We start from the raw sequence: 21,619 nt of genomic DNA, 5'->3' as shown, positions 1-21,619 counted from the left end.
TCCGGGTGATCTCAGAGCGGAGCTGATCAAACTCATTGTGCAAACTCGCCCTATCGGACTCAGATATGTTATCCGATGCGGCCTCCACTGCCAGCTCCCTCATCCTGGTCAGTATGTCATGTATCTCATTCAATGCACCCTCTGCCGTCTGAACCAGATTGATCGCCTGCGAAGCGTTGCGCGATGCCTGCTGTAGCCCCACTACCTGCGCCCTCATCCTCTGTGATATGGACAGCCCAGCGACGTCATCTGCCGCCCTATTGATCCTCAGCCCCGATGATAACCTCTCCAATGACCGCTCCAGCGTCGCGGTCGACCTCGTCAACTGTCGATAGGTATTGATGGCGGAAATATTATGGTTAATCCTGAAGCTATACATCTCCCATCCCTCCGTGAAATCTCATTGGCAATCAGGCATCCCTGCCGGTCACCGATATTATCGGAAAGCAACTGCCTTCACTTTAACAAAATTTTGATTTCCATTCCTTCGGGCGATATAATATCTTCACCCCAACGATGATGAGGTGAAATATGGTTCTGGTCCTAAGCCTGTTGATGTTGTTCTTAACGGCTTCAAAGTATCAGGTCATAACCTTGCCCACACGAATACCCGACGACGGAAAAGTCTGGGTCTTGGCGATCGATGCCCTGAGACATGACGCGGAAAGTTATCCGAACCTGCCGTTCGACGTAAATGAGCTTAGGGAGCTTACGTCAAAGATAGCCGAGAGAGGTGAAATTCCTGAAGATCATATCCGATTTATAGGATCGGATGCGGCGAACTTGGACTTGATAGGTAAAACGCTGTCCGAGATCTCATTGAAGATGAGAGGCGGTAATAGGTTAATCCTTATCTTCAGAGGTTTGATCTCGCTGCCCTCCGGTTCAAGCAGGGAACTGTTTCTGATACCTAAGGATGGATCACCCGACGACGAATCATCCCTCATAGGGACCGAAACGCTGAACGGATGGATGTCGGGGATCAAAGGGGATAGAATCGTGTTGCTGGATTGTTATAGCACCGAGGAAAACCTGTTCACCTTTTACGCCAATCGAAGAACCTTCGGTACCTCGTCGGCAGCCTTCATAAACAGCGTCCCTGCCGACGGCAGCGACGAGATACTTCAACGGTTCTCATCCGCCCTGGATGATCCGAACTTGGACTTAAACATGGATAGAAGGATTACGGTGCTCGAGTTATATGAGTCGATTTCGCGGCAGGGTGAGTCGATGGGAGTCTCAGCCATAACGGGCGATCCGGATGAACCGGTCCTCACCCTGCCATCGGCCATCATCGTCGAAACTGAGCCGCCTGAGGCAAGAGTGGCCCTCAACGGAAGGGAGGCGGGCATAAGTCCATGCGTGATCGTTGGACCCAGACCGGGGCTACATGAGGTGAGGGTGGAGAGGGAGCTGTATCTGATCCCTGAGGCGAGGATGGTCAGGATAAGAAGGTTCCGAGGCGATGCGGCCTCACTGGACTTCAAATTGACCCCCATTAAGATATTCGGAAGGGTGACCGACCAATCCGGAAAGGTTCTGCCCGATGCATATGTATATATCAAGGGAACACAATACATCCAGAGGATCGGAGAGGATGGCGAATATACCTTCGGAAAATGGGAACACGGTCTGCTTAAACCCGGAAGATACGAAATCGTGGCTGAATACAGCGATACCATGGTGGCGGAAAGCCCCGTCGAGTTCAAAGGCTTCTCGAATTTGAGTGTTGACCTGAAGCTGAAGCATCGGCCGTGGGATGAGATCTCCAAAATAAGGTATCAGAGGGGGGATGAGCTGGGCTGCGCGGAGGCGTTTGAGGAATGGGCAAAGGCGCAGAAAGGCCCCATCCTCTCTATCCCCAGGCTTGAGCCCAAACACGCCGAGATCGTCCTCGGCTATTTCGCCGATAAGGCGGATAAATCGCCGAAAATCCTCATGTATCAGATAGTGTCAGCCCATCTTTCAGATGTGATCGGAAGAGAGGATTTGGCCAAGAAGTTCTGGCGTAGGGTCAAATCGCTGGCTCCAAAAGGCAGTCCTGAGGGAAAATTGGCCTCCAGAAGGCTGAGCCAGCTTTACAGGACCAGGAATTATGCCATAATGGGCGTTTCGATCGCCCTGTTGATCGTGTTCGCATCGGGCATCTATACGATCCTCAGAGGAAGGAGGAGGACATGAAGAAAAGGAGAGGGGGAAACCGCAATTTCCTCCTCCTGGCGATCGCCGTCTTCTGTCTCAACGTGGGTTTCGGCGTGTATTTCGCCACCTTCAACAACTTTATAGTCGAGCGGATCGGGATAAAGCCTGAACAGCTCGGCTTCATGGAGGCGCTGCGGGAGACGCCCGGATTCTTAAGCGCCGCCTTCAACGCTCTGGTCTCCATCATATCCGCCCCTGTGGTGGGGGGGATATCGCTGATCGTGATGGGCTTCGGCATAGGAGCATACTCCCAGGTGCACACGCTTCTGTGGCTGGTTCTCTTTTCACTGATATGGAGCATCGGGTTTCACGGTTGGGCTCCGCTTCAGGGCACCATGGCGCTGGCCTTCTCCGAGGAGGGCAGGAAAGGTGAGAGACTTGGGCAGCTTCGCGGCGTCGGCGGTTTCGCCTATCTCTTCGGCCTGCTTTTGGCCATATCGGTCTCACTCATCGATTACAGCGGGGTTTATCTGTTGGCGGGCATGATCATCGCCATCGGAGGTATGACGATTCTGCTAGCCTCGTGGAACAGGGATGGGATACGGGAGACGAGGTTTCTATTTCGCCAAAAGTACGGGATTTATTATGCCCTGAATTTCCTACAGGGATGTCGCAAACAGATATTCGTCGTCTTCGCCGTCTTCACCCTTGTGAAAGTCTATGGCATCTCTGTCCAGACCGTCATCACACTTATGGTGATCAATCAGATAGTGACGATCCTTACGGGACCGCTCATGGGCAAGCTCGTGGATCGTTATGGCGAGAGGAGGATGCTTTCGCTCAGCTATCTGGGTTTGATCTTTGTATTCGCAGGATATGCATTGATTCACAACCCTAAGATCCTGTTCGTCTGTTATTGCCTGGACAATTTCCTTTATTTCGGCTCCATAGCACTGACGACATACATCAACAGGATCGCCCCGCCGCAGGATATTCGCCCGACGCTCTCGATGGGCGTGACGATGAACCACGTGGCGGCGATTTTAACCCCGCTCTTCGGGGGACTGCTATGGGAGGCGTTCAGCTATGAGGTGATCTTCGCCGGAGGCGCTTTCGTAGCCTTGATCTCGCTTCTCGTATCCCGAATGATCCCGCCGGACCGAGGTTAAGGTTTTAGTTCCTCCGCCTTCCTGTAGAAGACGGAGGAGATATCCTTCAGATTTTCCACCTCATAAAGTTTGCCTAAACAGCGGTAGCTTTCGCCTAAGTCACCTAGCGAATAGTAAAGCAGGGCCATTAGGGCATAATCGGCGGCGTTATTTATGCCTTCTCTTTCAAGTTTTTGTAAGTGGGCAAGGGCGCTTTCCAGATCGCCATCAAACAGGTTCCTGATGGCTTTCCGTCGATTTCCTCCTTTATCTTTCCTCTTCGGTAGAGTTTTCTCCTCGATATTAAGATCCGGGAGGTTAATATCAACGCCGGTGATCCTGTCGAGCTCGGAGAGCCTCGTCAGATCTATCTTGCCCGCTAGATTAACGATCACAACCTCCTCAGGGTTCCCAACGAGCACAACCAGTCCGGTAATAGTGTCTTCCTTTGTAAGTGAATAAACAACTATCTTCGACTTTTCCTCCCTCACCCGTGTCAGCACCTGCCATCTCGTCCTCGATAATTGCTCCTCATAGAATTTTAAAACCTCGTTGAGGTCTCCTCCGCCGAGAGAGGTTCTGTCGTAGATCCTCACCTTGATAGCTTTGAGGCTCGACAGAACCTCTGAGAGGTCCGGGTTTTCCTTTTTCATAGCCTTGGCAACGAGAGAGAATAAAGCCCCCTCCAGGTTTATCTCCACCTTCGCTTCCCCGGCTTTCGGATAATCGATCTCGATCAACTCCTCGATCTCCCCTCCCTTTTCTCCTGCCGAAGGAGCAAGGGTGGTAAATCCCAAGGCAATGGAAAGGGCTAGAACGATACATTTCAGGAGCCATAGGATTTTCATCGTTCCCCTACCTCCTTGAGCTTTAATCGGGATAAAACCGCCAAGGTGCGGTACAATTCCTCGGCGATCTCACGTTGGGTTTCGGCGATATCTCGTATCGCATTTTGAGCTTCCCTTTTCTTAACGTTTAACGTTTCGGTCCCCTCCATCAAATCGATCTGTATCCTCCGAGCCACCTTACCCACGATCCCCAGGGCGAATTTAGCTTCCCTTACCGCCGAGGCGACTTCCTCCTCCGATATCCCGGGTCTCCTTATACTGTGATATCCGATCCCGAACAATAGAAGGGCGAGCAATATCGAAGTGGCGGCGACGAGCCGCCATCTCCTCCTCAGGAGGATTCCAAACAGCCCCTGCTTCCTACGCCAGGGCGAGCGCATCTCATGTAAACGCTTCAGCGTGCTTGGGATAAGGTCATCAGGCACGGGCGGTGTAGATAGAGAGCCGACCAAACGGGGGATACTTCGGCTTAAAGCCAACTCCCACCTGCATAAATCGCATCCGTCGATGTGAGTCTCCATCTCCTTCCGTTTAGTTTCATCTATTTCCCCTTCTAGGTACTCCTCAAGAAGCTCTCTTATCTCTTTACAGCGCATCATCCGTTCACCTCAAAAAAGGGCCGTAGAAGCTCCCTGAGCTTTCGTCTTCCCCTGAAGAGATTTGACTTGACAGCGCTTATTGTCAGATTCAATGTTTCAGCGATTTCCTTGTAACTCATCCCTTCCAAGTCCCGTAGGATCACCACAGCGCGATATACCGGAGGGAGCTTCAGAATCGCCTCCCTGACTTTGGCCTGTATCTCCCGATTTAAGCATTGCTCCAGAGGATCAGGTCTATGATCGAGCAGTCGATGTTCAATATCCGTCGATGATTCTTCCCTCTCCGTGAAATCGGCTATGAACTTGCGTCTACGCAGCCAATCAAGACAAAGATTAACGGTTATCTTCAAAACCCAGGCTCGACCGGTTTGCCGACGCATCTCGTCAAACCTCTCCCATACCCTCATGAAGACCTCCTGCGTCGCGTCCTTGGCATCCTCCTCGTTACCGAGGAGATGAAAGGCCAGCCGATAAACACTCTCCTGGTTTTGTCGCATAAAGATAACGAAATCCTTCTCATCCGACATCAAATCGACCCTAAGGGGTTTAAAGAGTTCTGCTGAATCGGAAGTTAAAGACGGGTTTCCTCCTTCTTTCCAGAGCCTGAGCCAAGTTCATCCTAAACCCACCGATCAAGATACCAGCGCCGATGCTGAGTTTTACATCCGAATTCAAGTTCATCCCTGAGCGGTAACCCCATACACAACCTATATCTGTGAAAAACACCCATCGTATTCCTCCCACTATCCGGCGGCCGTATTCTAGGTTCACCAGAACTAGATCATCGCCCGAAAACTCCTTGAACCTATAACCGCGGAGGGTACCGGGGCCGCCGATGAAGAATCTACGTTGTATTGGAAGAGAGCCATTTGAGATCCCAGCTTTGACGCGAAGGTTTGAGAAGAAATTCTTGGGGAGAGAAAGGGATCCTCTGATAAGGATTTTCGCCATGGTGAAATCGAAATCTGAGCCGAGCGACCTACTAGCATGCTCAACGGTAAAAGCGCTGATCCAGCATTTATCTTCCCGTCCGGGATGAAAGCCGCTCACAAAGCATATGCTTCTCAGTTTGCCTTTGGTGATAGGGGGATTTTCCCGTTTCTCTTCCCTGCTGAAAAGGCTCCAATTGGAGTGTTTGGATAAGCTGGAATGTCTTTCATCTCTCAGCTTCAGTATGAGCTGCCAGGGGTTCGTTGGTTGCCAGCTCAGGGACATCTCTGTCCCGTCACGCTGATAGTAATCCCTCAGATCGTTCCCGAACAAAAACGACATTGCGAGCTGCTCTCCATCGCTGGGCATGATGTCAACGTCCAGCATATCGGTTAAGCGGTATATGCTGAGATCGACGAGCAGATTATATTTTCTAAACCAGCTTCCCTCTGCCGATTCTATCCCCAGCTTGTAATTCCAAATTCCACTCGCTATACCTCTGGAGACCTCAGCGTATGCTTTGCACCTTGTAGGCTCGCGAATACTCCTGCGGATGAAAAATCTCAACCTCACTCCTAAATCCCATCCATGGACCCGATTGAACCCCACTCTCGTATTGGTATCATATCGCACGCGTTTCTTCTCGTCAACTATAATGTAAGGAGGGCTTTTCAATGATTTGATAAGGATACAATCCACCCTTCCGCCCCAAAGGCCGAAGAAGAATCAAATCTTGTCATCTTCTCATCCCTATCCTTCTACCTGAATCACCTCCCTTCCTGGTGGTCTTTGTGATAGTATACTAAATCATACAATCATTGAAAAGCCCTACTCTGTCCAAAAATTGGGGGGAACTTCACTTTTTTTAATCCATACATAGACCGTGCCTGCTTTGACCTGCAAGGCTCTGCTCATCCCTTCGCAATACATTCGGATCGCCTGTTGCTTGATATGATTCAGATAGACATGTCGACTCGCCTCAGGCGTGAAGCGGTGAAAGCAATCATTGCATCGATAGGTTTGTTTGCCATTAGCATGACCGTATTTGATACACCAATTAGAGCCGCAGTGGGGGCAGCGGATATCGTGTCGGTATACTCTTCCTCCCATCGAGGTGGGTATCGATAGTAAGCATACCATTACCATCATCTATAGAGAACACCTATGGCGCTGTATGCTCCGTCTCACTTTGCCGAGAGATAGCACTGCGATGAACCGGATATGGCTTTTCCCAGATGCTGATAATCCCATCTATCTTGTCATCCCTCTCTTGTTCTCTACCGATAAATTTCTTATGCACCCTCCGGTAGAGGCGGGGTTGATTTAAAGAGGAAGTTGTGGTATAGTCCTGAGGAAACTCGGGGAGGTGCGAGATGAGTGAAATCGTCAAGGTGGGATTCGTCGGGGCGGGGAACCTCGCCAATGCCATGCATTATCCCTCCCTGGCGGAGTTCCAGGACGTTCAGATAAAGGCCATATGCGATATAAACGAGGAAAGGCTACACTCGACAGCCGATAAGTATGAAGTCGAGGGAAGATATACGGATTACAGGAAGATGTTGGAGATGGAGGAGCTGGACGCCGTCTATGTGATCATGCCTCCACATCAGCTCTTCGAGATCGTGGTGAGAGCTTTGGAGATGGGGCATAACATCTTCATAGAGAAACCACCGGGGGTGACTACGTTTCAGACCAGAAGGTTCGCTAGTCTCGCCGAAAAACACGGCTGTAAGACGATGTGTGCCTTCAACAGAAGGTTTATCCCTCTCAATCGAAAGGTGAGGGAGATAGTGGAGGAAAGGGGCCCGATAATACAGTGCACCTCCACTTTCTACAAGAACTCCAGGGCGATCTACTATGGCGGGGTAATAGACGTCTTAACCTGCGACGCCATACATGCCGTGGATATGTTGAGGTGGATGGGCGGAGAAGTGAAGGAGGTCCACTCTATCGTCAGCCGATTTAACGATGAGGTGCCCAACAGCTTCAACGCCGTGGTCCGGTTCGAAGGGGGAGGAGCGGGATTTCTGTGCACGAATTGGGCCGTTGGCAAGCGGGTCCACACCTTCGAGATGCACTCCTACGGGATCTCCGCCTTCGTGGACCCGGACGACAGGGCGCTGATCTACGCCGACAACAGGGAGGAACCGACTGTCATCTCGGCGACGGAGGCAGCCGGCAGCGCTGACCGCCATAAATATTACGGCTTTTATCACGAAAACAGGCATTTCATCGATTGCATTAAGGAGGACAGAGAGCCTGAGACCTGTTTCTCCGATGCGGTCAAAACGATGGAACTCGCGGATAAAATCAGAGGAGGTTTCTGAGGTGGAACACAGGGCAGCGATAATCGGCTGTGGGGGTATCTCCTCCGCTCACGCAAACGGCTTTAAGGCGCTGGGGATACCTATAGTCGCCTGTGCCGATATAAATCGGAAAGCGGCTGAGAGCCTTGCCTCAAAATACGACATCCCCTCAGTCTACACCGATCATAGAGAGCTTCTGAAAAACGAAAAGGTCGATCTGGTAAGCATCTGCACCTGGGCGCAGTCACATGCCGATATCACCATAGATTGCGCCGAGGCGGGCGTGAAGGGGATAATGTGCGAGAAACCGATGTGCAGGAGCCTGGGGGAGGCCGACGCGATGATATACGCATGTCGGCGAAACGATGTCAAACTTGCCGTCGGCCACGTCCGCAGGTTTGAGTCCACCTATGTGGAGGCCAGAGACCTGATAAAGCAAGGAGCAATAGGCGATCCGCTCTACGCGGCCTTCCACACATCAGGGGGATTGTTGAACAACGGAACACACCTGATCGACGCGACGAGATTTCTCCTGGATGATCCGAAGACGCTCTGGGTTATAGGCGGGGTGGAGAGGAAAACCGATCGATACGAACGGGACGCAAGGGCGGAGGACCTCTGCGCTGCTGTGATCTGTTTCGAGGGAGGAGTAAGGGGGATCGTCGAGGTGGACACCCCCGACAGACCCGGGATACCGGAGATCATCCTCTGCGGCACCGAAGGTACACTTCAGGTCGCATGGGGCAAAGGATTGAGGTTGATGAGAGCTGGAGAAGCAGGTTGGGATGAACGGAAGCCGACCGGCGAAAGTCCCTTCGTGGCACAGATACGCCATCTGGTGAAATGGGTGGATGGGGAGATCGAAGAACACAGAAGCTCCGGCGAACAGGCGAGGTTTACGATGGAGATAATGATGGGGATATACGAGTCGGTGCGTACCAAAGGGCTGGTCAGGATGCCGTTGAAGATCAAGCTCAACCCGCTGGACGAGATGGTGGAGGAGGGCATCCTGCCTGTGCTGAAGCCCGGAAAGTATGATATAAGGCTGCGGACCTGATCGGAAAGGAGGAAGATCATGGTTTTCCTACAGATCTACGGGCTGTTTCTCTCCCTGATCTGCTCGGCCAATGGTCTGGGAATCGAGGGCTATCACTTCACCTATGACGGCGAGCCGATCTACATAGTCGGCAGCGGGATGGAGGGGATCGGCACGGAGAACACCCCTGACGGCGAGAGATGGGAGTCGTGGAAAGGATACATCGATATGCTATCCGATCATCAAACCGAACACGTTAGATTCCGCATTCGTTTCTTCCCCTGGAGCTTCTGTTGGGAGGAGCCCGGCGCGGCGAAAAGTCCCTGGCGTGTGGTCGATCCACGAAAACCGCTTTACGATCTGCATCGCTTCAACCCTCGCTTCTGGGAGCTGGCGAAGCGAATATGTGGCTACGCTGAGAAAAGAGGGGTGCTCGTCGAGTTCGTGCTTTTCGATAGATGCTCGCTTGAGAGATGGAGAGCCGGGGAGAGATGGTTCAGACATCCCTGGAACGCCGATTGCGGCGGTCCGATAAAGGCGCACGACGGCAAAGGTGAGTTTTACACGCTGGCCCAGCCTGATAACCTGAACCTGTTCGAAGAGCCGCTCTCGCCTGAATGGGAATGGGCGAGAAAGAGCCAGTGGTTTCAACAACATTATGTGAAGAAAGCGATCGATGAGCTTTCAGGGTTCAGGAACGTCTATTGGGAGATAGTCAACGAGATGGAGGGATTCGACGATCTGAGGGTGCAATGGGTAAAACATTGGATAGATTTCCTGCACGCTCATGACCGGCAGGATAGACCGATCTCATTCTCCGGCCTTAACCCGTTCCGCGGCGATGAGGTCTATTACAGGTTGCCGGGGTTGGACATAGTTCAATGTCACGCCGACACCTATGAGGTCGGGGATCGCATAAGGCGGCTGCGCAAATACGGTAAACCGGTGATGGTAGATGAGGCGTTCTGGCATGGGAAGAGGCCGGAGGATTGGAAAAAACCCTCGTCCGAGCAAGTGAAGATAGAGAGATGGAGCTTCTGGAACGCCTTCGTCGCAGGCGGACATACCACGGCCGTATGCTGGCAACCCTTCACCGGACGACCGATACACACCTGGCTGCGGATATTCGCCCTGTTCGTGGAGAACACGAGGTTCACCGAGCTGGAACCTCGCGACGATCTGATCCTATCAGCCCCTCAGGATTTACGCGTTCACGCGGCCGCATCCTCCGGAGGCGAATATGTGATCTATTGCTCATCAGAAGGGACATATACCCCCTCAAGCTCGGATGAAGATATCAAGCTGAAGCTGAAGCCGGGAAGATATGCTCTAACCATATCAGATCCGAAAAGCGGAAGGAGAATATCTCGAAGCTCCCTATCGGCGGAGGGTGAACTCTCAGCCATAAAGCTGCCTCCCTTCAGCGAGGATCTGGTAATACACATGTGTAAGGAGAAAAACCGATAGGGGAGTTCCTCGAAGGAGGCCAGATGAAAGATCCGTTAGATCTATGATCTATAGCCACATCTCTCCCAACGATCCCTATCCATCATAAGCTGTTACTATCCCTGGGAAGATCTTCGGGAACTTGCAACCTGTTGGGCGTTGTGATATCATGAAGTAGGGGGAAAAAAGGGATATATAGGGGTATATCATGGTGAAAAAACTTCTGCCTTTGGTCCTCCTTCTCGTTCTCCTCGTATCATGCGGCGGCGAGGAAAAGAAGGCGAAATCTCAAGGAGAAAGGATTCAAACGTCCTCTTCCGCCCGGGGGATCAAGAGAGGTATCAGGCCCTCGACCAGTAAAGGTGAAGGATGGACGATGTTCATGGGCGACCTTCAGCGGTCGGGGCGCAGCGGAGATAAGATCATCTCACCGCCCCTTAAGCTCGCGTGGAAATTCATGACCGGCGGGCCGGTTACGGCCAGTCCGCTGGTATGGAACGATACCGTCTATATAGGCTCGCAGGACGGCAGGTTCTACGCCCTGAAGGCTAAGAAATGGGGAGAGAGATGGTCCTTTGACGCAGGCTCACCGATCCAGTACAGCGGGGCGATCGAAAACGGCATGCTCTTCTTCCATACAAGGGATAACGTCGTCTATGCTTTGGACGCCCGAAGCGGAAGTCTTATCTGGAAGAGAAAGGTGGATAACTGGATCAGCTCGCCGCCTATCGCCTATGGCGGAAGGGTATATCTTGGCGTTTATGACAAAAAGATATACGTCCTCGATCAGAGGAGCGGTAAGATCAGGGATAGGATCCCGATGAAGACCGAGATCGGGGGGGTATTGTATATCTGTACACAAGGGGTGCTTCGTCCGCTGCAGCCCATGAATCAAGCGGAGGGGATAAGAAAGAGGATACCGTTTTCACAGAGCTATCCGGTGATAGCGAACGGATATATCTTCATAGGCTCCCGCAAAGGCGCCCTTCATGTGCTCTCACAGTCGGATTGGCATGAGGTTTTCTCCTTTTCCGTCGGGGGCGGAGTCGATTCAACCCCGGCCGTATATGACGGAATGGTCTACTTCGGATCGTACGACGGATACGTCTACGCTTTGGCAGGCAAAAGCTACGCGGAGAAGCCATCCCAGGGGATTAAGGGGCAGGGTAAGAGATGCTTTGTTATAGGCAGATCGGCGGTTTACGATCGTCCCGAAGGCGAAGTTATCACCTATGTGAACGACGGTGAGATATTGCCCCTGTACGAGGAACAAAACGGATGGTATAGGGTGAAGCTTCCCGATGGAAGTTTCGGCTGGATGAGCTCGGCGATGCCGATCGGGCGATCCGAACACGATCTTCTCATTCCTGAGGGAATCAGCAAGCTCGATACGCTTAAGCTGAAGCTCGGCGGCGAGTTTCCCATATGGTCTCCCGACGGCAAAGCCGTCGTCTACCCGCTCAGAACGGAGCTTAAAGGACAATACTGGCATGCCGACGAGATATGGGTTACCTTTCCCGAAACGGGTAAGTCTCAGAAGCTCTGCTCAGCTAGCATCTATAACCCATATCTCTCGTGGTCTTTAGACGGCAAATGGATAGCGTTTGAGACCTATGATTCCAACGTCAGTCACATCTGGGTCGTCAGCCGAGATGGGACGGATCTGAGACGGGTGACTAAAGGCGAGGCGCCATCTTTCTCCTCCAAGGCGCATAGGATCACCTTCAGGCGCAGACGAGAGCTCGTGGATTCAGTCTGGGTGGTCAACATCGACGGATCGGGCCTGAGAAGGATCAAAACCATCCTCATAATGGGCACACCACAGCAGTATCTCTACCTGCTGCCGCCCAGATGGTCACCCGATGGCAGAATCATAGCGGTGGGAACTAATGGCGAATATTACCAGTCGGGAGAGGCTAAGATATTGCTTTTGGGGGTCCAAGGTGGCGTTGAGTCGAAGATAATCCACAGCCGGTCGAAGAAAGTCTCCGAGATAAGCTGGTCCCCTGACGGAAGATATCTGGCGTATGTGCTTTCAGGTAATCCCGGCGTCAGGCCGGATGCTCCGATAGATAAAAGGCTGTTCCTGCTTGACATACGGACACAAAACGTCATCACATTCAATCACACCTCGCCGACTTGGTCGCCTGACGGTCGATTTCTGGCTTTTATGGAACATGACGATAGGGCGGGGATAAACTGGAAGGTATGGATATATGAGGTCAACACAGGCCGCAAACAATTGCTACTCGTCTCAAGGGGGGATCTATCGAAGCTGGAATGGATGCCGGACGGAAGGCTATGCCTGTGGGTGACGAGCAAATATATAAGAGGCGGAAGATATAGACCGGCTCAGACGACAGGATATATCCTGAGCTTTGATTATATTCGGTGAGTGAGATGGAGGGAAAGACAAGAGGATTGATCGTTGCGCTTAATACCAGTCTCTCCTCTTTTAAGGAGATTTCCTTCGCCTATCTTTTCGGTTCTGCCGTGAGGAGCTGTCCCGCCCGCGGATACGGATGGGATTTCCGGGATATCGATATAGCCGTTTACCTTCTGCCCTGTCCGGCCTCTTCCTACGAGCGATTTAAGCTTGCCATGCGCATTGGACGTGCAGTGGAGAGGGCTATCTCCTTTTACCGCGAGGTAGATGTTCAAATTCTAAACGAAGCACCTCCCTTCTTCCAATATAAGGTGATAAAAACAGGTCAACTTATTCTTCAGCGCGATGCTCGATGCCGGATTCGCTATGAAGCACACCTTCTTTCTCAATATCTGGACTATCAACCGGTGTGGGAGGAGTTTATAAATCGATATTTTAACGGGGATAACGGTATGGAACAGCGAGCTGAGGTTTTCCAACATTTCCAGGAAATGGACGAGGCATTGGCGGACTGGGAACGATACCGAAGAGACATCACTGCAGAGATGATACGCTCGAACAGAGATACAAGGAACATGGTTATGCATGCGATGCTAATTTCCATCCAATCCTGTATTGATATCGCCAACCATCTCATCGCACAGAGAGATCTGCGACGTCCCTCTACCTATAGAGAAACCTTTGAAATTTTAACTGAAGCGGGAGTTATCCCTCAGGAATTGGGTGAAGAGCTGGCTGATTTAGCGGGTTTTCGCAATGTATTGGTGCATCTCTATTGGAGAGTAGACCTGCAGCGCGTATACGAAATCCTTCAAAATGGATTAACACCTCTCTACCGGTTTCGAGATGTAATCCGCCGATTCCTGGGGCCGCGGAAACCTAGGCAGTCCGAGGGACCAGAGGCAGGAAACGATGAAGGACAGGATCGCCGTTATCGACGTCGGAACCAATTCCGTCCTGCTCCTCATATGTCAGATCGAGGGCGATCGCCTGAGGACCATTCGCGATGAGGCCGTCATAACCCGCCTCGGCGAAGGATTGAGACAAAGCGGATCTCTGTCTCGAGAGGCAATGGATCGAACTACGAGGGCGATACTCAAATACATCGACCTATCCCGCAGGATGAACCTCAAGAGGGTGGTGCTCTTAGGCACAAGCGCCCTCAGGGAGGCGCGTAACTCAGATGAGTTCATCGATATGATACGAAGGAACACCGGAATTGAGCTTAAGATTATATCGGGCGAGGAGGAGGCGAGGCTTTCCTTCATCTCTGTCGCCCGCGATCCCGATCTCGCCCTATCGAAGGGGATCATTGCCGTAATGGACATCGGTGGGGGAAGCACGGAGGTGATCCTAGGAAGGGGCGGGGAGGTAACATTTCATCATAGCTTCAAGGTCGGGGCGGTTAAACTCACAGACGAATTTCTCAGATCTGACCCCCCGCGGGAAAATGAGATGACGGAGATGATGGAGTACCTCAGAAGGAGATGGACGGAGATACCGGAGGAACGGATCGACTGTATGGTCGGGATCGGCGGAACGGTTACCACGATAGGGGCGATGAAGTTGAAGCTACCTCAGTTCGATCCGTCCGCCGTTCACGGAATGGATCTCAGACGGGAGGAGGTGGAGGGGATATTTCAGACGCTCATCTCCGTTCCCACCTCTGAAAGGGCGGAGATCCCGGGAATGGAACGTGGAAGGGCGGATATCATCGTGGCGGGCGTGGCGATACTCCTCTCGCTGATGTCCAGATTCGAGATCGACGAGGTGAAGGTAAGCTGTAAGGGCTTACGATATGGGGCGGCTTACCTATTGAAAGGAGATGATGGGGGTGTTATAATACCTGTGCTATGCGAGAGGGAGAGTTAACCCTGATCTCAGATTCCACCGAACGAACGATAGAGATCGGAGTGAGGCTGGGGGAGAGGCTCGAGCCGGGGGATATCGTCTCGCTGATAGGCGAGCTCGGTTCGGGCAAGACCTGTTTCGCCAGGGGGGTGGCCATCGGTTTGAAGGTGGACCAGCGATACATCAGCAGCCCCTCCTTCATCATCGTCAACGTCTACCCGGCCAGATATCCGGTGTTTCACATTGATCTCTACCGATTGAGCGGAAACGAGGAGATCGAGGAAGTAGGGATCGTCGAGATGATAGAGGAAGGCGAGGGCATATACCTGATTGAATGGGCCGATCGGATGATCGATCTGCTGCCGCCCGAGAGGCTTGACGTCCACCTTACCTGGATGGATGAGACAAGACGCGAGATCAAAATGATCGGGCGAGGTGAAAGATATGCCTACGTCTTGAAGGAGCTGAAAGGATGCTTGTCCTGGGGATAGACACGGCAACACCGATAGGAAGTATAGGGCTTATCGAAGATGATATGGTGATCGCCGAATATGTGCTGAACGTCGTAGAGACCCATTCCGCGAGGTTAATGCCGGCTCTGGATGATATGCTGAGGCGGGCATCGGTCGATCGATCGGAGATCGACGCCATAGCGGTTACCAGAGGTCCGGGCTCGTTCACAGGGGTGAGAGTGGGGGTGGCGACGGCGAAAGGATTAGCTTTCGCCCTTAAAAAGCCGATCATCGGCGTCATATCGCTGGATGTTCTGGCCTTCAATCTTCGCTTTTACGGAGGAATTATCTGTCCTATGCTTGATGCCAGGAGAGGGGAGGTCTACGCCGCGATATATCAAGGGGGAGATGAACTGAGGAGAACCTCAGATTACCTCTGCTCTCCCGTCGATGACGTGCTCGATCTGATAGATAAGCCCGTCCTGTTTTCCGGGAGCGGTGCCAGGAAGTATAGAGAGGCTATCGAAAGGAGGTTGGGGGGGACGGCGAATTTCGCCGATCATGTGTTCGACCTCCCCAGGGGGAGCGTCGTGGCTGTGCTGGGATTAGAGCGATTGAAGAGAAGGGAAAGCGATGAGCTCTTCAATTTCGTGCCTCTCTACCTCAGGCGACCGGAGGCAGAGGTGAAGCTGGAGTCAGGCGATCTGCCTGACAAATCGCTTCTGTGAGGTGATATGTGCTTATCCTGGGAATAGACACCTCCTGCGATGAGACATCGGCAGCCGTCGTAAGGGACGGCAGGGAGATTCTCTCGAACGTCATATCCTCACAGATCGACCTACATAGCCGTTTCGGGGGAATCGTCCCGGAGATCGCCTCGAGGAAGCATACAGAGATGATACTCTACGTCATACAATCGGCGATGGATGAGGCCGGAGTTAGCCTAACGGATCTGGGAGCTATAGCGGTGACCAATCGTCCCGGACTGATAGGGGCGCTGCTCGTGGGCATAGCTGTCGCCAAGGCGATAGCCTACTGCCTCAGGCTTCCACTGATAGGGATCAACCACGTGGAGGGACATATTTACTCCGGGTTTCTGGCCAATCCTGATATACCCGTCCCTCATATCTGCCTGACCGTCTCAGGAGGACATACGATCCTGGCCGAGGTTCGAGATGTAACGGAATATGAGCTTTTGGGGAGCACTGGCGATGATGCCGCCGGTGAAGCATTCGATAAAGTCGCGCAATATCTGGGTCTAGGTTTTCCCGGCGGGCCGATCATCGATCGATTGGCCAAAAGGGGAGACGAAAAGGCGGTGGATTTTCCTCGACCGATGATCCGAAGCGGCGATTATAACTTCAGCTTCAGCGGGCTGAAAACCGCCGTGAAAAACTTCGTCATAAAGGCCAAAAAAGAGGGAGGGATGCCCAGGATCGAGGACATAGCGGCCAGCTTCCAAAAAGCCGTCGTGGATGTCCTTGTGGAAAAGACGATAAGGGCGGCCCGAGAGAAAAACGTTTCGGCTATATCCGTCACAGGTGGCGTCGCCGCAAACAGCAGGCTCAGGGCGGAGATGGCTGCAAAAGCAGGTGAGATCGGAATACCGGTTTTCCTGCCGCCTTTAAGGCTTTGCACGGATAACGCGGCTATGATAGCCGGTCTCGCCTATCACAGATATAAATCGGGCGAGGCGGCTGATCTCGATTTGAACGGATACGCCAGCGCACTGATAGGAGAGTGAAATGGGGTGAAGATCATTAGGATCAAATCCGAATATGACATCCGGTCGGCCGTCGGCCAGGCGGTTGAAACCCTGAAATCCGGCGGAATCGTGATCTTCCCAACCGATACCGTCTATGGGGTTGGAACCGACTCCTATAATCCGGAAGCCGTTTCCAGGCTTTATGAGGTGAAAGGACGGGAGAGATCCAAGCCCATACCCCTTCTCGTCTCCTCAGTCGATCAGGTGGAGGAGATCGCCGATTCCATACCCGAAGGGTTTTACAGGCTGGCCGATCGGTTCTGGCCCGGCGGGTTGACGATGGTATTGAGGGTGAAGCGGGGAAAAATGCCGGATGTGCTGAATCAGGGAGGCGAGACGCTCGGATTCAGGATGCCCGATCACGATCTGACGCTGGAGATAATAGAGTCCCTCGGCCGCCCCGTCGCCGCAACCAGCGCTAACCCCTCTGGCGAGGGAGCGATCAGATCCTTCGAGGAGTTCAAGGATGATTTCCTGGAGAGGATCGACCTGGCGATCGACGGCGGAGAGTGCATGGGCGGGGTGCCATCGAGCGTGATCGACCTGACCTCCAGCTCGCCGAGGCTGATCAGAGAGGGAGGCATATCGACCGTTATGATCGCCGAGTGCCTGGGAACACCCCTTGAAGCGGAGGAAATGCCGCCCAAACCCTTCACGGTGCTCTTCGTCTGCACCGGCAATATCTGTCGAAGCGCCATGGCCGAATGGATGTTGAGGGAGAAACTGCGGCAGAGGGGACTTGAGGATAAAATCCGTGTGCTCTCCGCCGGCACGCTTGCCCTTTTCGGCAACGAGCCGAGCGAAAACGCAAAAGAGGTGATGGGGGAGATCGGCATCGATATTTCAGAACACCGATCCAGGCAGCTCTCAAGGTGGCTCTTGAGACAGGTCGATCTGGTATTGGTGATGGCACGTCATCACCGAAGTTCCGTGAAAAGGCTTCTGCCTCAGGCTGAGGAGAAGGTCTTCCTGCTCTCCGAGTTCGCCGGCGAGGGGAGTGGAGATGTCGATGATCCTTACGGAAAATCGATCGACGAATACAGGAGATGTCGAGACCAGATCGAGAGATATCTGGACCTCATCGTGGAGAAACTAGCCCTTATCGTGGAGGAAAAAGGGATATGAGATGGAGGAAAATAGCGATCGGGAGTGACCACACCGGCATACAGATGAAGGAGGAGATAAAGAGATTTCTCAGGGAGTTAGGATATGAAGTTGAGGATCTTGGAGCCTATGATGAAAATCCATCCGATTATCCGATCTACGGCAGAAAGGTCGGCGAGGCGGTCGCAATGGGCCGATTTGACGCCGGGATCGTCATCTGCGGCACAGGAATAGGGATATCCATCGTGGCTAATAAAGTCCCCGGTATAAGGGCGGCGGCCTGTTACTCGACCGATATGGCCCGGGTCGCCCGAACCCATAATGACTCAAATATCCTGGCCCTCGGCGCACGGATAACCGCCATCTATCTGGCCAGGGATATCGTTAAAACGTGGCTTGAGACGGAATTCTCCGGAGCTGAAAGGCATGTCCGGAGGCTAAACGAGATAAGGGAGATGGAGATCGAATATACCTGCAAAGACAAACAGGGAGGGTGAAAGATGTGGTTCTGGCATGAGGGTGAGCATTACATCAGACAATCGGGCTCTTCAGGGGCCGAACCCAGAAAGGCTGCCTCAGGAGGATTATGTCTCGGCGGGGGATGGGGCGCTAAATCCAGCGATTATGTCGAATATGAGATCGAAACTCCAACCGATATGAGACTCTATCTGCACATACGATACGCAAAGGAATCGGGACAGGCCCTATACGACCTGACGCTGGACGGTAAGCTGGTGGGTGAGAGAAGCCCTTCGCTCACCTTTCAGCCGACAGGCGGTAACGGAGATAGAGCTGAGGACTGGAGATTCGTCTCCATACCGCTGGGAAGCATTAAGGGCGGCAAACATCTGATCAGGATTCAATCGAAATACTCCGAGAACCAGGTGCTCATAGACGGCTTCTTCGTGGGCGACGCCGACTTCTACCCGCCTGAGGATTTCGACGCCTTCAAACTTTCCATCGAAGAGAACGAGCTGGAGTGGGCCAGAAATATGATGACACACGTGGATCTGCTCCAAACCCCACGCCAGCCCCGTAAGACTCCCAGGATGGAGTTCAACGAGGTGTTGAACCTGATCCGTAACGTCCCGTCGGAACTCCGACACGTGTATCAGGGAACGGCGCTGAAGCCCTCATCCTATTTCCTCAAAAGCTATGACGTCGGTCAGCCCATAGATTACGCCCAGGATTTCGTCTGGCACCTGCTGAGGAAGGAAAGGGAGTTCGATATCCCTAAGGTTGGAAACGTCGGCCTGATCAACCCCAACACCGATATCGCCTATCTCATCGGCGTGCAGATGCAGGGCGAGGATCTGAGACTACACCTTTTCAGCGACCCGCTCCTACATCTTATAGACCTCTATGTCGAGGAGATCAGGATCGCTGAGGGGCTAACGGCTACAGCGATCTTCCTCCCATATGACGGCTCCACGCTCATGACGGCAGTTATAGTCGAGAACAACACCGATGATACCACATTCTTCAACATCTATCAGATGACCTTCAAGGAGCCGCCAGAGGACAGGCCGATACAGCGTTACGGACGAAGCGTTCTGGTCAGCACAGGTAAGATGAGATGGACCGGATACAACAACAATAACGACTCCCTCGTGGCCTGCTATGACGAGTGGGTGGGGCCAAAGGCCGACAGACGCATCGGAAAGCTGATCACCGTCATGACGTCGACCGAAAGGCCATCCGGTCACCTCTTTAGAAATGAGCTGACGGGACCGATCGCTCGCATGCATCCGATAAGATACGAATCGCTCAAATACAGGGTCACGATCAGATCGGGCGAGAGAAAGTTGATCCTCTTCGGGCTGGCCTTGTGTAGATACTCCAACTACCCGATCCCGACCGTCAGGGGTGTGCAGCATTATCCCCAGATGAGCGACGAAGAGGCGTTGATCAAGGCATTGCAGCAGGCGTGGAGGCCGTTCGAATCGGATTGGCAGGGACAGGTGAGGGAGAGCATAAACAGATATAGATCCATGCCTAAAGTCTTCCTGCCAGTTGAGGGATGGGAGAGCAGTTTCTACGCGTCGTTAGAGCTGCCCAGAGCTGAGACCTATAGCCCATACATGAACATGCCCGTCCCGTTCTACAACTTCTGCCGCGCTCAGGGACAGCAGCCTTACGGCTGGTGGACATACGGGGAACACGCCCATGAAAGCCTTTCGGTCTTCACCACCGTCCTCACCGATCCCAAGCTCGCCCAAAATCACGTCATGGGACATATCCTCAGACAGAGGCCCGACGGCATGTATCCCTACGGCGTCAACCAGCTCGACACACGGGAAAGGCCCGCAGATGAGGCCACGTGTCCGCTGTTGATGTGGGAGGCCTGGAACTCGTATCTCTGGTCGGGCGACAGGGAGTTCCTCCAAAGGGCATATGAGAGCGGAAAGAGAAACCATGAATGGTGGATGACCAATCGAGATCGGACCGGAAAGGGCTTGAACTTCTGGAGGGATTATCACGAGACGGTCCGCGACGACAAGGACCTGCCGACCTGGACGTCCACCGGTGGGGCGATGAATCAGGAGGCGCTCGACCTGAACTGCTATCTCCTGATGCAGGAGAGGGTTCTGGCTGAGATGGCTGAGGAGTTGGGATTATCGGAGGAGGCCCAATCCTTCAGGGAGGCGGCGGAGAGACGGGCCGCGACCATGAACGAGATGTTCTGGCACGAGGAGGACGGCTGCTATTACGGCAGAGATCTCAAGACGGGCAGATGGGCGAGGGTCAGGGATATCTCCACCTTCCTGCCGCTTTGGGCCGGGCTGGCCGATGAGGAGAGGGCCAAATCCATAATCCGATATCTGGATGACCCGAACGAGTTCAAGACCGACTTCCCAGTGCCTACCCTCTCACTGGGCGATCCGACCTTCGGCGGTGATAAACACTGGCACGGAGGCAACTGGGTTGAGATGAGCTGGCTGGTGATGCTGGGGCTGAAACGATACGGATACTACTCCAAAGCCTCCGAGCTGGCTTACATCAACACGAAGATGGTCTTCGATGTCCTTCAGAAGACGGGCCATTTCCGCGAATACTATAACTCCCTCACAGGCGAACCGGCAGGGGGATGCCTGTATGATTATATTTGGAGCTGCCTGCCGGCGGCGTTCGTGGTGAACGTGATCTTTGGGATCGAGCCGAGACGGGACGGAATCGAGATAATGCCCGCCCTGCCGGAAGGCTGGAACGGGATATCAATCGAGGGATTACCCATCAGAGGGAAGCGCGTCTCGCTGACCGTCAAAAGGAGTCCCGAGCTGAAGATCGCCAAGGTCACGGTCAACGGTAAGGGGGTCAGACAGATCGGAAATCGGGGCGCCTTCATCCCGTGGGAAAGGCTGGAGGATGAAAACGTCATCGAAATCCAACAGCCGCCCAGGATTAAAGGATAAACCCTTTACGCTCGTATTATCGCTCCGCAGAACACCAACTATTGATTCCAGGTACCGAGGGCAGGGGGGTGTATGAAAAATCTGTAGGTGATTTGAGTTCACCCCCACCTAGCCTCCCCCATCGAGGGGGAGGAACTTAAAGCTCCCCTCCCTAGATGGGAGGGGTTGGGGGAGGGTGGATAATAACGACCTA

19 protein-coding genes are annotated in these 21,619 nt (G+C 53.1%); 14 read left to right on the top strand and 5 right to left on the bottom strand.

The window, feature by feature from the left end; all coding sequences use genetic code 11:
- On the bottom strand, positions 1 to 379 hold a 379-nt coding region (locus tag J7M22_13305), incomplete at its 3' end, for a hypothetical protein (GenBank protein ID MCD6507587.1).
- Between the two features lie 152 nt (positions 380 to 531).
- On the opposite strand from J7M22_13305, the gene J7M22_13300 reads away from it, so the two are divergent.
- Both J7M22_13300 and J7M22_13295 read left to right on the top strand, forming a co-directional pair.
- A complete protein-coding gene (locus J7M22_13300) occupies positions 532 to 2,181 on the top strand; it encodes a PEGA domain-containing protein (protein ID MCD6507586.1) in 1,650 nt (549 codons plus the stop codon).
- A complete protein-coding gene (locus tag J7M22_13295) occupies positions 2,178 to 3,311 on the top strand; it encodes an MFS transporter (GenBank protein ID MCD6507585.1) in 1,134 nt (377 codons plus the stop codon). Before J7M22_13300 ends, J7M22_13295 begins: the two co-directional genes overlap by 4 nt.
- Here the strand turns inward: J7M22_13295 and J7M22_13290 are convergent.
- The 4 genes from J7M22_13290 to J7M22_13275 are packed head-to-tail and all read right to left on the bottom strand — an operon-like array spanning position 3,308 to position 6,240.
- Positions 3,308 to 4,138 (bottom strand): DUF4252 domain-containing protein, encoded by an 831-nt coding sequence (locus tag J7M22_13290; GenBank protein ID MCD6507584.1) that lies wholly within the window; start codon positions 4,136 to 4,138, stop codon positions 3,308 to 3,310. The two genes, J7M22_13295 and J7M22_13290, sit on opposite strands and share 4 nt — an antisense overlap.
- Entirely contained in the window at positions 4,135 to 4,737 is a 603-nt protein-coding gene (locus J7M22_13285) for a zf-HC2 domain-containing protein (protein ID MCD6507583.1), read from the bottom strand. Before J7M22_13285 ends, J7M22_13290 begins: the two co-directional genes overlap by 4 nt.
- A complete protein-coding gene (locus J7M22_13280) occupies positions 4,734 to 5,264 on the bottom strand; it encodes a sigma-70 family RNA polymerase sigma factor (GenBank protein MCD6507582.1) in 531 nt (176 codons plus the stop codon). The genes J7M22_13285 and J7M22_13280 overlap by 4 nt, the downstream gene beginning before the upstream one ends.
- 19 nt (positions 5,265 to 5,283) lie before the next feature.
- Positions 5,284 to 6,240, bottom strand: a complete 957-nt coding sequence (locus J7M22_13275; protein ID MCD6507581.1) for a BamA/TamA family outer membrane protein — start codon at positions 6,238 to 6,240, stop codon at positions 5,284 to 5,286.
- Between the two features lie 800 nt (positions 6,241 to 7,040).
- Between J7M22_13275 and J7M22_13270 the strand changes: the two genes are divergently transcribed.
- The 12 genes from J7M22_13270 to J7M22_13215 all read left to right on the top strand — a co-directional run bounded on the left by J7M22_13270 (position 7,041) and on the right by J7M22_13215 (position 21,426).
- Positions 7,041 to 7,994 carry a Gfo/Idh/MocA family oxidoreductase gene (locus J7M22_13270; protein ID MCD6507580.1) on the top strand — a complete coding sequence of 318 codons (954 nt, stop codon included), beginning with the start codon at positions 7,041 to 7,043 and terminating at the stop codon, positions 7,992 to 7,994.
- A gap of 1 nt (position 7,995) precedes the next feature.
- Positions 7,996 to 9,030 carry a Gfo/Idh/MocA family oxidoreductase gene (locus J7M22_13265; GenBank protein MCD6507579.1) on the top strand — a complete coding sequence of 345 codons (1,035 nt, stop codon included), beginning with the start codon at positions 7,996 to 7,998 and terminating at the stop codon, positions 9,028 to 9,030.
- A gap of 18 nt (positions 9,031 to 9,048) precedes the next feature.
- Positions 9,049 to 10,476, top strand: a complete 1,428-nt coding sequence (locus J7M22_13260; protein MCD6507578.1) for a hypothetical protein — start codon at positions 9,049 to 9,051, stop codon at positions 10,474 to 10,476.
- A 187-nt stretch (positions 10,477 to 10,663) separates the two neighbouring features.
- A complete protein-coding gene (locus tag J7M22_13255) occupies positions 10,664 to 12,850 on the top strand; it encodes a PQQ-binding-like beta-propeller repeat protein (GenBank protein ID MCD6507577.1) in 2,187 nt (728 codons plus the stop codon).
- 5 nt (positions 12,851 to 12,855) lie between these two features.
- Complete coding sequence (locus J7M22_13250; GenBank protein ID MCD6507576.1) at positions 12,856 to 13,851, top strand: DUF86 domain-containing protein; 996 nt, start codon at positions 12,856 to 12,858, stop codon at positions 13,849 to 13,851.
- Complete coding sequence (locus tag J7M22_13245; protein ID MCD6507575.1) at positions 13,754 to 14,713, top strand: Ppx/GppA family phosphatase; 960 nt, start codon at positions 13,754 to 13,756, stop codon at positions 14,711 to 14,713. Before J7M22_13250 ends, J7M22_13245 begins: the two co-directional genes overlap by 98 nt.
- A gap of 41 nt (positions 14,714 to 14,754) precedes the next feature.
- Positions 14,755 to 15,183: a tRNA (adenosine(37)-N6)-threonylcarbamoyltransferase complex ATPase subunit type 1 TsaE gene (gene tsaE, locus J7M22_13240; protein MCD6507574.1), complete on the top strand. Its 429-nt coding sequence runs from the start codon at positions 14,755 to 14,757 to the stop codon at positions 15,181 to 15,183.
- On the top strand, positions 15,165 to 15,872 hold the full coding sequence (tsaB, locus tag J7M22_13235) for a tRNA (adenosine(37)-N6)-threonylcarbamoyltransferase complex dimerization subunit type 1 TsaB (protein ID MCD6507573.1): 708 nt from the start codon (positions 15,165 to 15,167) through the stop codon (positions 15,870 to 15,872). Before tsaE ends, tsaB begins: the two co-directional genes overlap by 19 nt.
- A gap of 8 nt (positions 15,873 to 15,880) precedes the next feature.
- On the top strand, positions 15,881 to 16,888 hold the full coding sequence (gene tsaD, locus J7M22_13230) for a tRNA (adenosine(37)-N6)-threonylcarbamoyltransferase complex transferase subunit TsaD (protein ID MCD6507572.1): 1,008 nt from the start codon (positions 15,881 to 15,883) through the stop codon (positions 16,886 to 16,888).
- 6 nt (positions 16,889 to 16,894) lie between these two features.
- Positions 16,895 to 18,034 carry a threonylcarbamoyl-AMP synthase gene (locus J7M22_13225; GenBank protein ID MCD6507571.1) on the top strand — a complete coding sequence of 380 codons (1,140 nt, stop codon included), beginning with the start codon at positions 16,895 to 16,897 and terminating at the stop codon, positions 18,032 to 18,034.
- Entirely contained in the window at positions 18,031 to 18,510 is a 480-nt protein-coding gene (rpiB, locus tag J7M22_13220; GenBank protein MCD6507570.1) for a ribose 5-phosphate isomerase B, read from the top strand. Before J7M22_13225 ends, rpiB begins: the two co-directional genes overlap by 4 nt.
- Positions 18,511 to 18,513: 3 nt before the next feature.
- Positions 18,514 to 21,426, top strand: a complete 2,913-nt coding sequence (locus J7M22_13215; GenBank protein MCD6507569.1) for a hypothetical protein — start codon at positions 18,514 to 18,516, stop codon at positions 21,424 to 21,426.
- Positions 21,427 to 21,619: the final 193 nt, after the last annotated feature.

This window comes from Candidatus Poribacteria bacterium, from assembly GCA_021162805.1.
Taxonomy (GTDB): Bacteria; Poribacteria; WGA-4E; order B28-G17; family B28-G17; genus JAGGXZ01.
The sequence above is the reverse complement of the archived record's forward strand: the minus strand, read 5'-3'. Positions and strand labels throughout refer to the sequence as shown.

Excerpts from the sequence above, each read along its gene's own strand:
- J7M22_13290 (MCD6507584.1), bottom strand. The coding sequence starts at position 4,138 with ATGAAAATCCTATGGCTCCTGAAATGTATCGTTCTAGCCCTTTCCATT.
- J7M22_13270 (MCD6507580.1), top strand. The coding sequence starts at position 7,041 with ATGAGTGAAATCGTCAAGGTGGGATTCGTCGGGGCGGGGAACCTCGCC.
- J7M22_13280 (MCD6507582.1), bottom strand. The coding sequence starts at position 5,264 with ATGTCGGATGAGAAGGATTTCGTTATCTTTATGCGACAAAACCAGGAG.
- J7M22_13285 (MCD6507583.1), bottom strand. The coding sequence starts at position 4,737 with ATGATGCGCTGTAAAGAGATAAGAGAGCTTCTTGAGGAGTACCTAGAA.
- tsaB (MCD6507573.1), top strand. The coding sequence starts at position 15,165 with ATGCTTGTCCTGGGGATAGACACGGCAACACCGATAGGAAGTATAGGG.
- J7M22_13300 (MCD6507586.1), top strand. The coding sequence starts at position 532 with ATGGTTCTGGTCCTAAGCCTGTTGATGTTGTTCTTAACGGCTTCAAAG.
- J7M22_13255 (MCD6507577.1), top strand. The coding sequence starts at position 10,664 with ATGGTGAAAAAACTTCTGCCTTTGGTCCTCCTTCTCGTTCTCCTCGTA.
- J7M22_13260 (MCD6507578.1), top strand. The coding sequence starts at position 9,049 with ATGGTTTTCCTACAGATCTACGGGCTGTTTCTCTCCCTGATCTGCTCG.
- J7M22_13215 (MCD6507569.1), top strand. The coding sequence starts at position 18,514 with ATGTGGTTCTGGCATGAGGGTGAGCATTACATCAGACAATCGGGCTCT.
- J7M22_13245 (MCD6507575.1), top strand. The coding sequence starts at position 13,754 with ATGAAGGACAGGATCGCCGTTATCGACGTCGGAACCAATTCCGTCCTG.
- J7M22_13250 (MCD6507576.1), top strand. The coding sequence starts at position 12,856 with ATGGAGGGAAAGACAAGAGGATTGATCGTTGCGCTTAATACCAGTCTC.
- rpiB (MCD6507570.1), top strand. The coding sequence starts at position 18,031 with ATGAGATGGAGGAAAATAGCGATCGGGAGTGACCACACCGGCATACAG.
- J7M22_13295 (MCD6507585.1), top strand. The coding sequence starts at position 2,178 with ATGAAGAAAAGGAGAGGGGGAAACCGCAATTTCCTCCTCCTGGCGATC.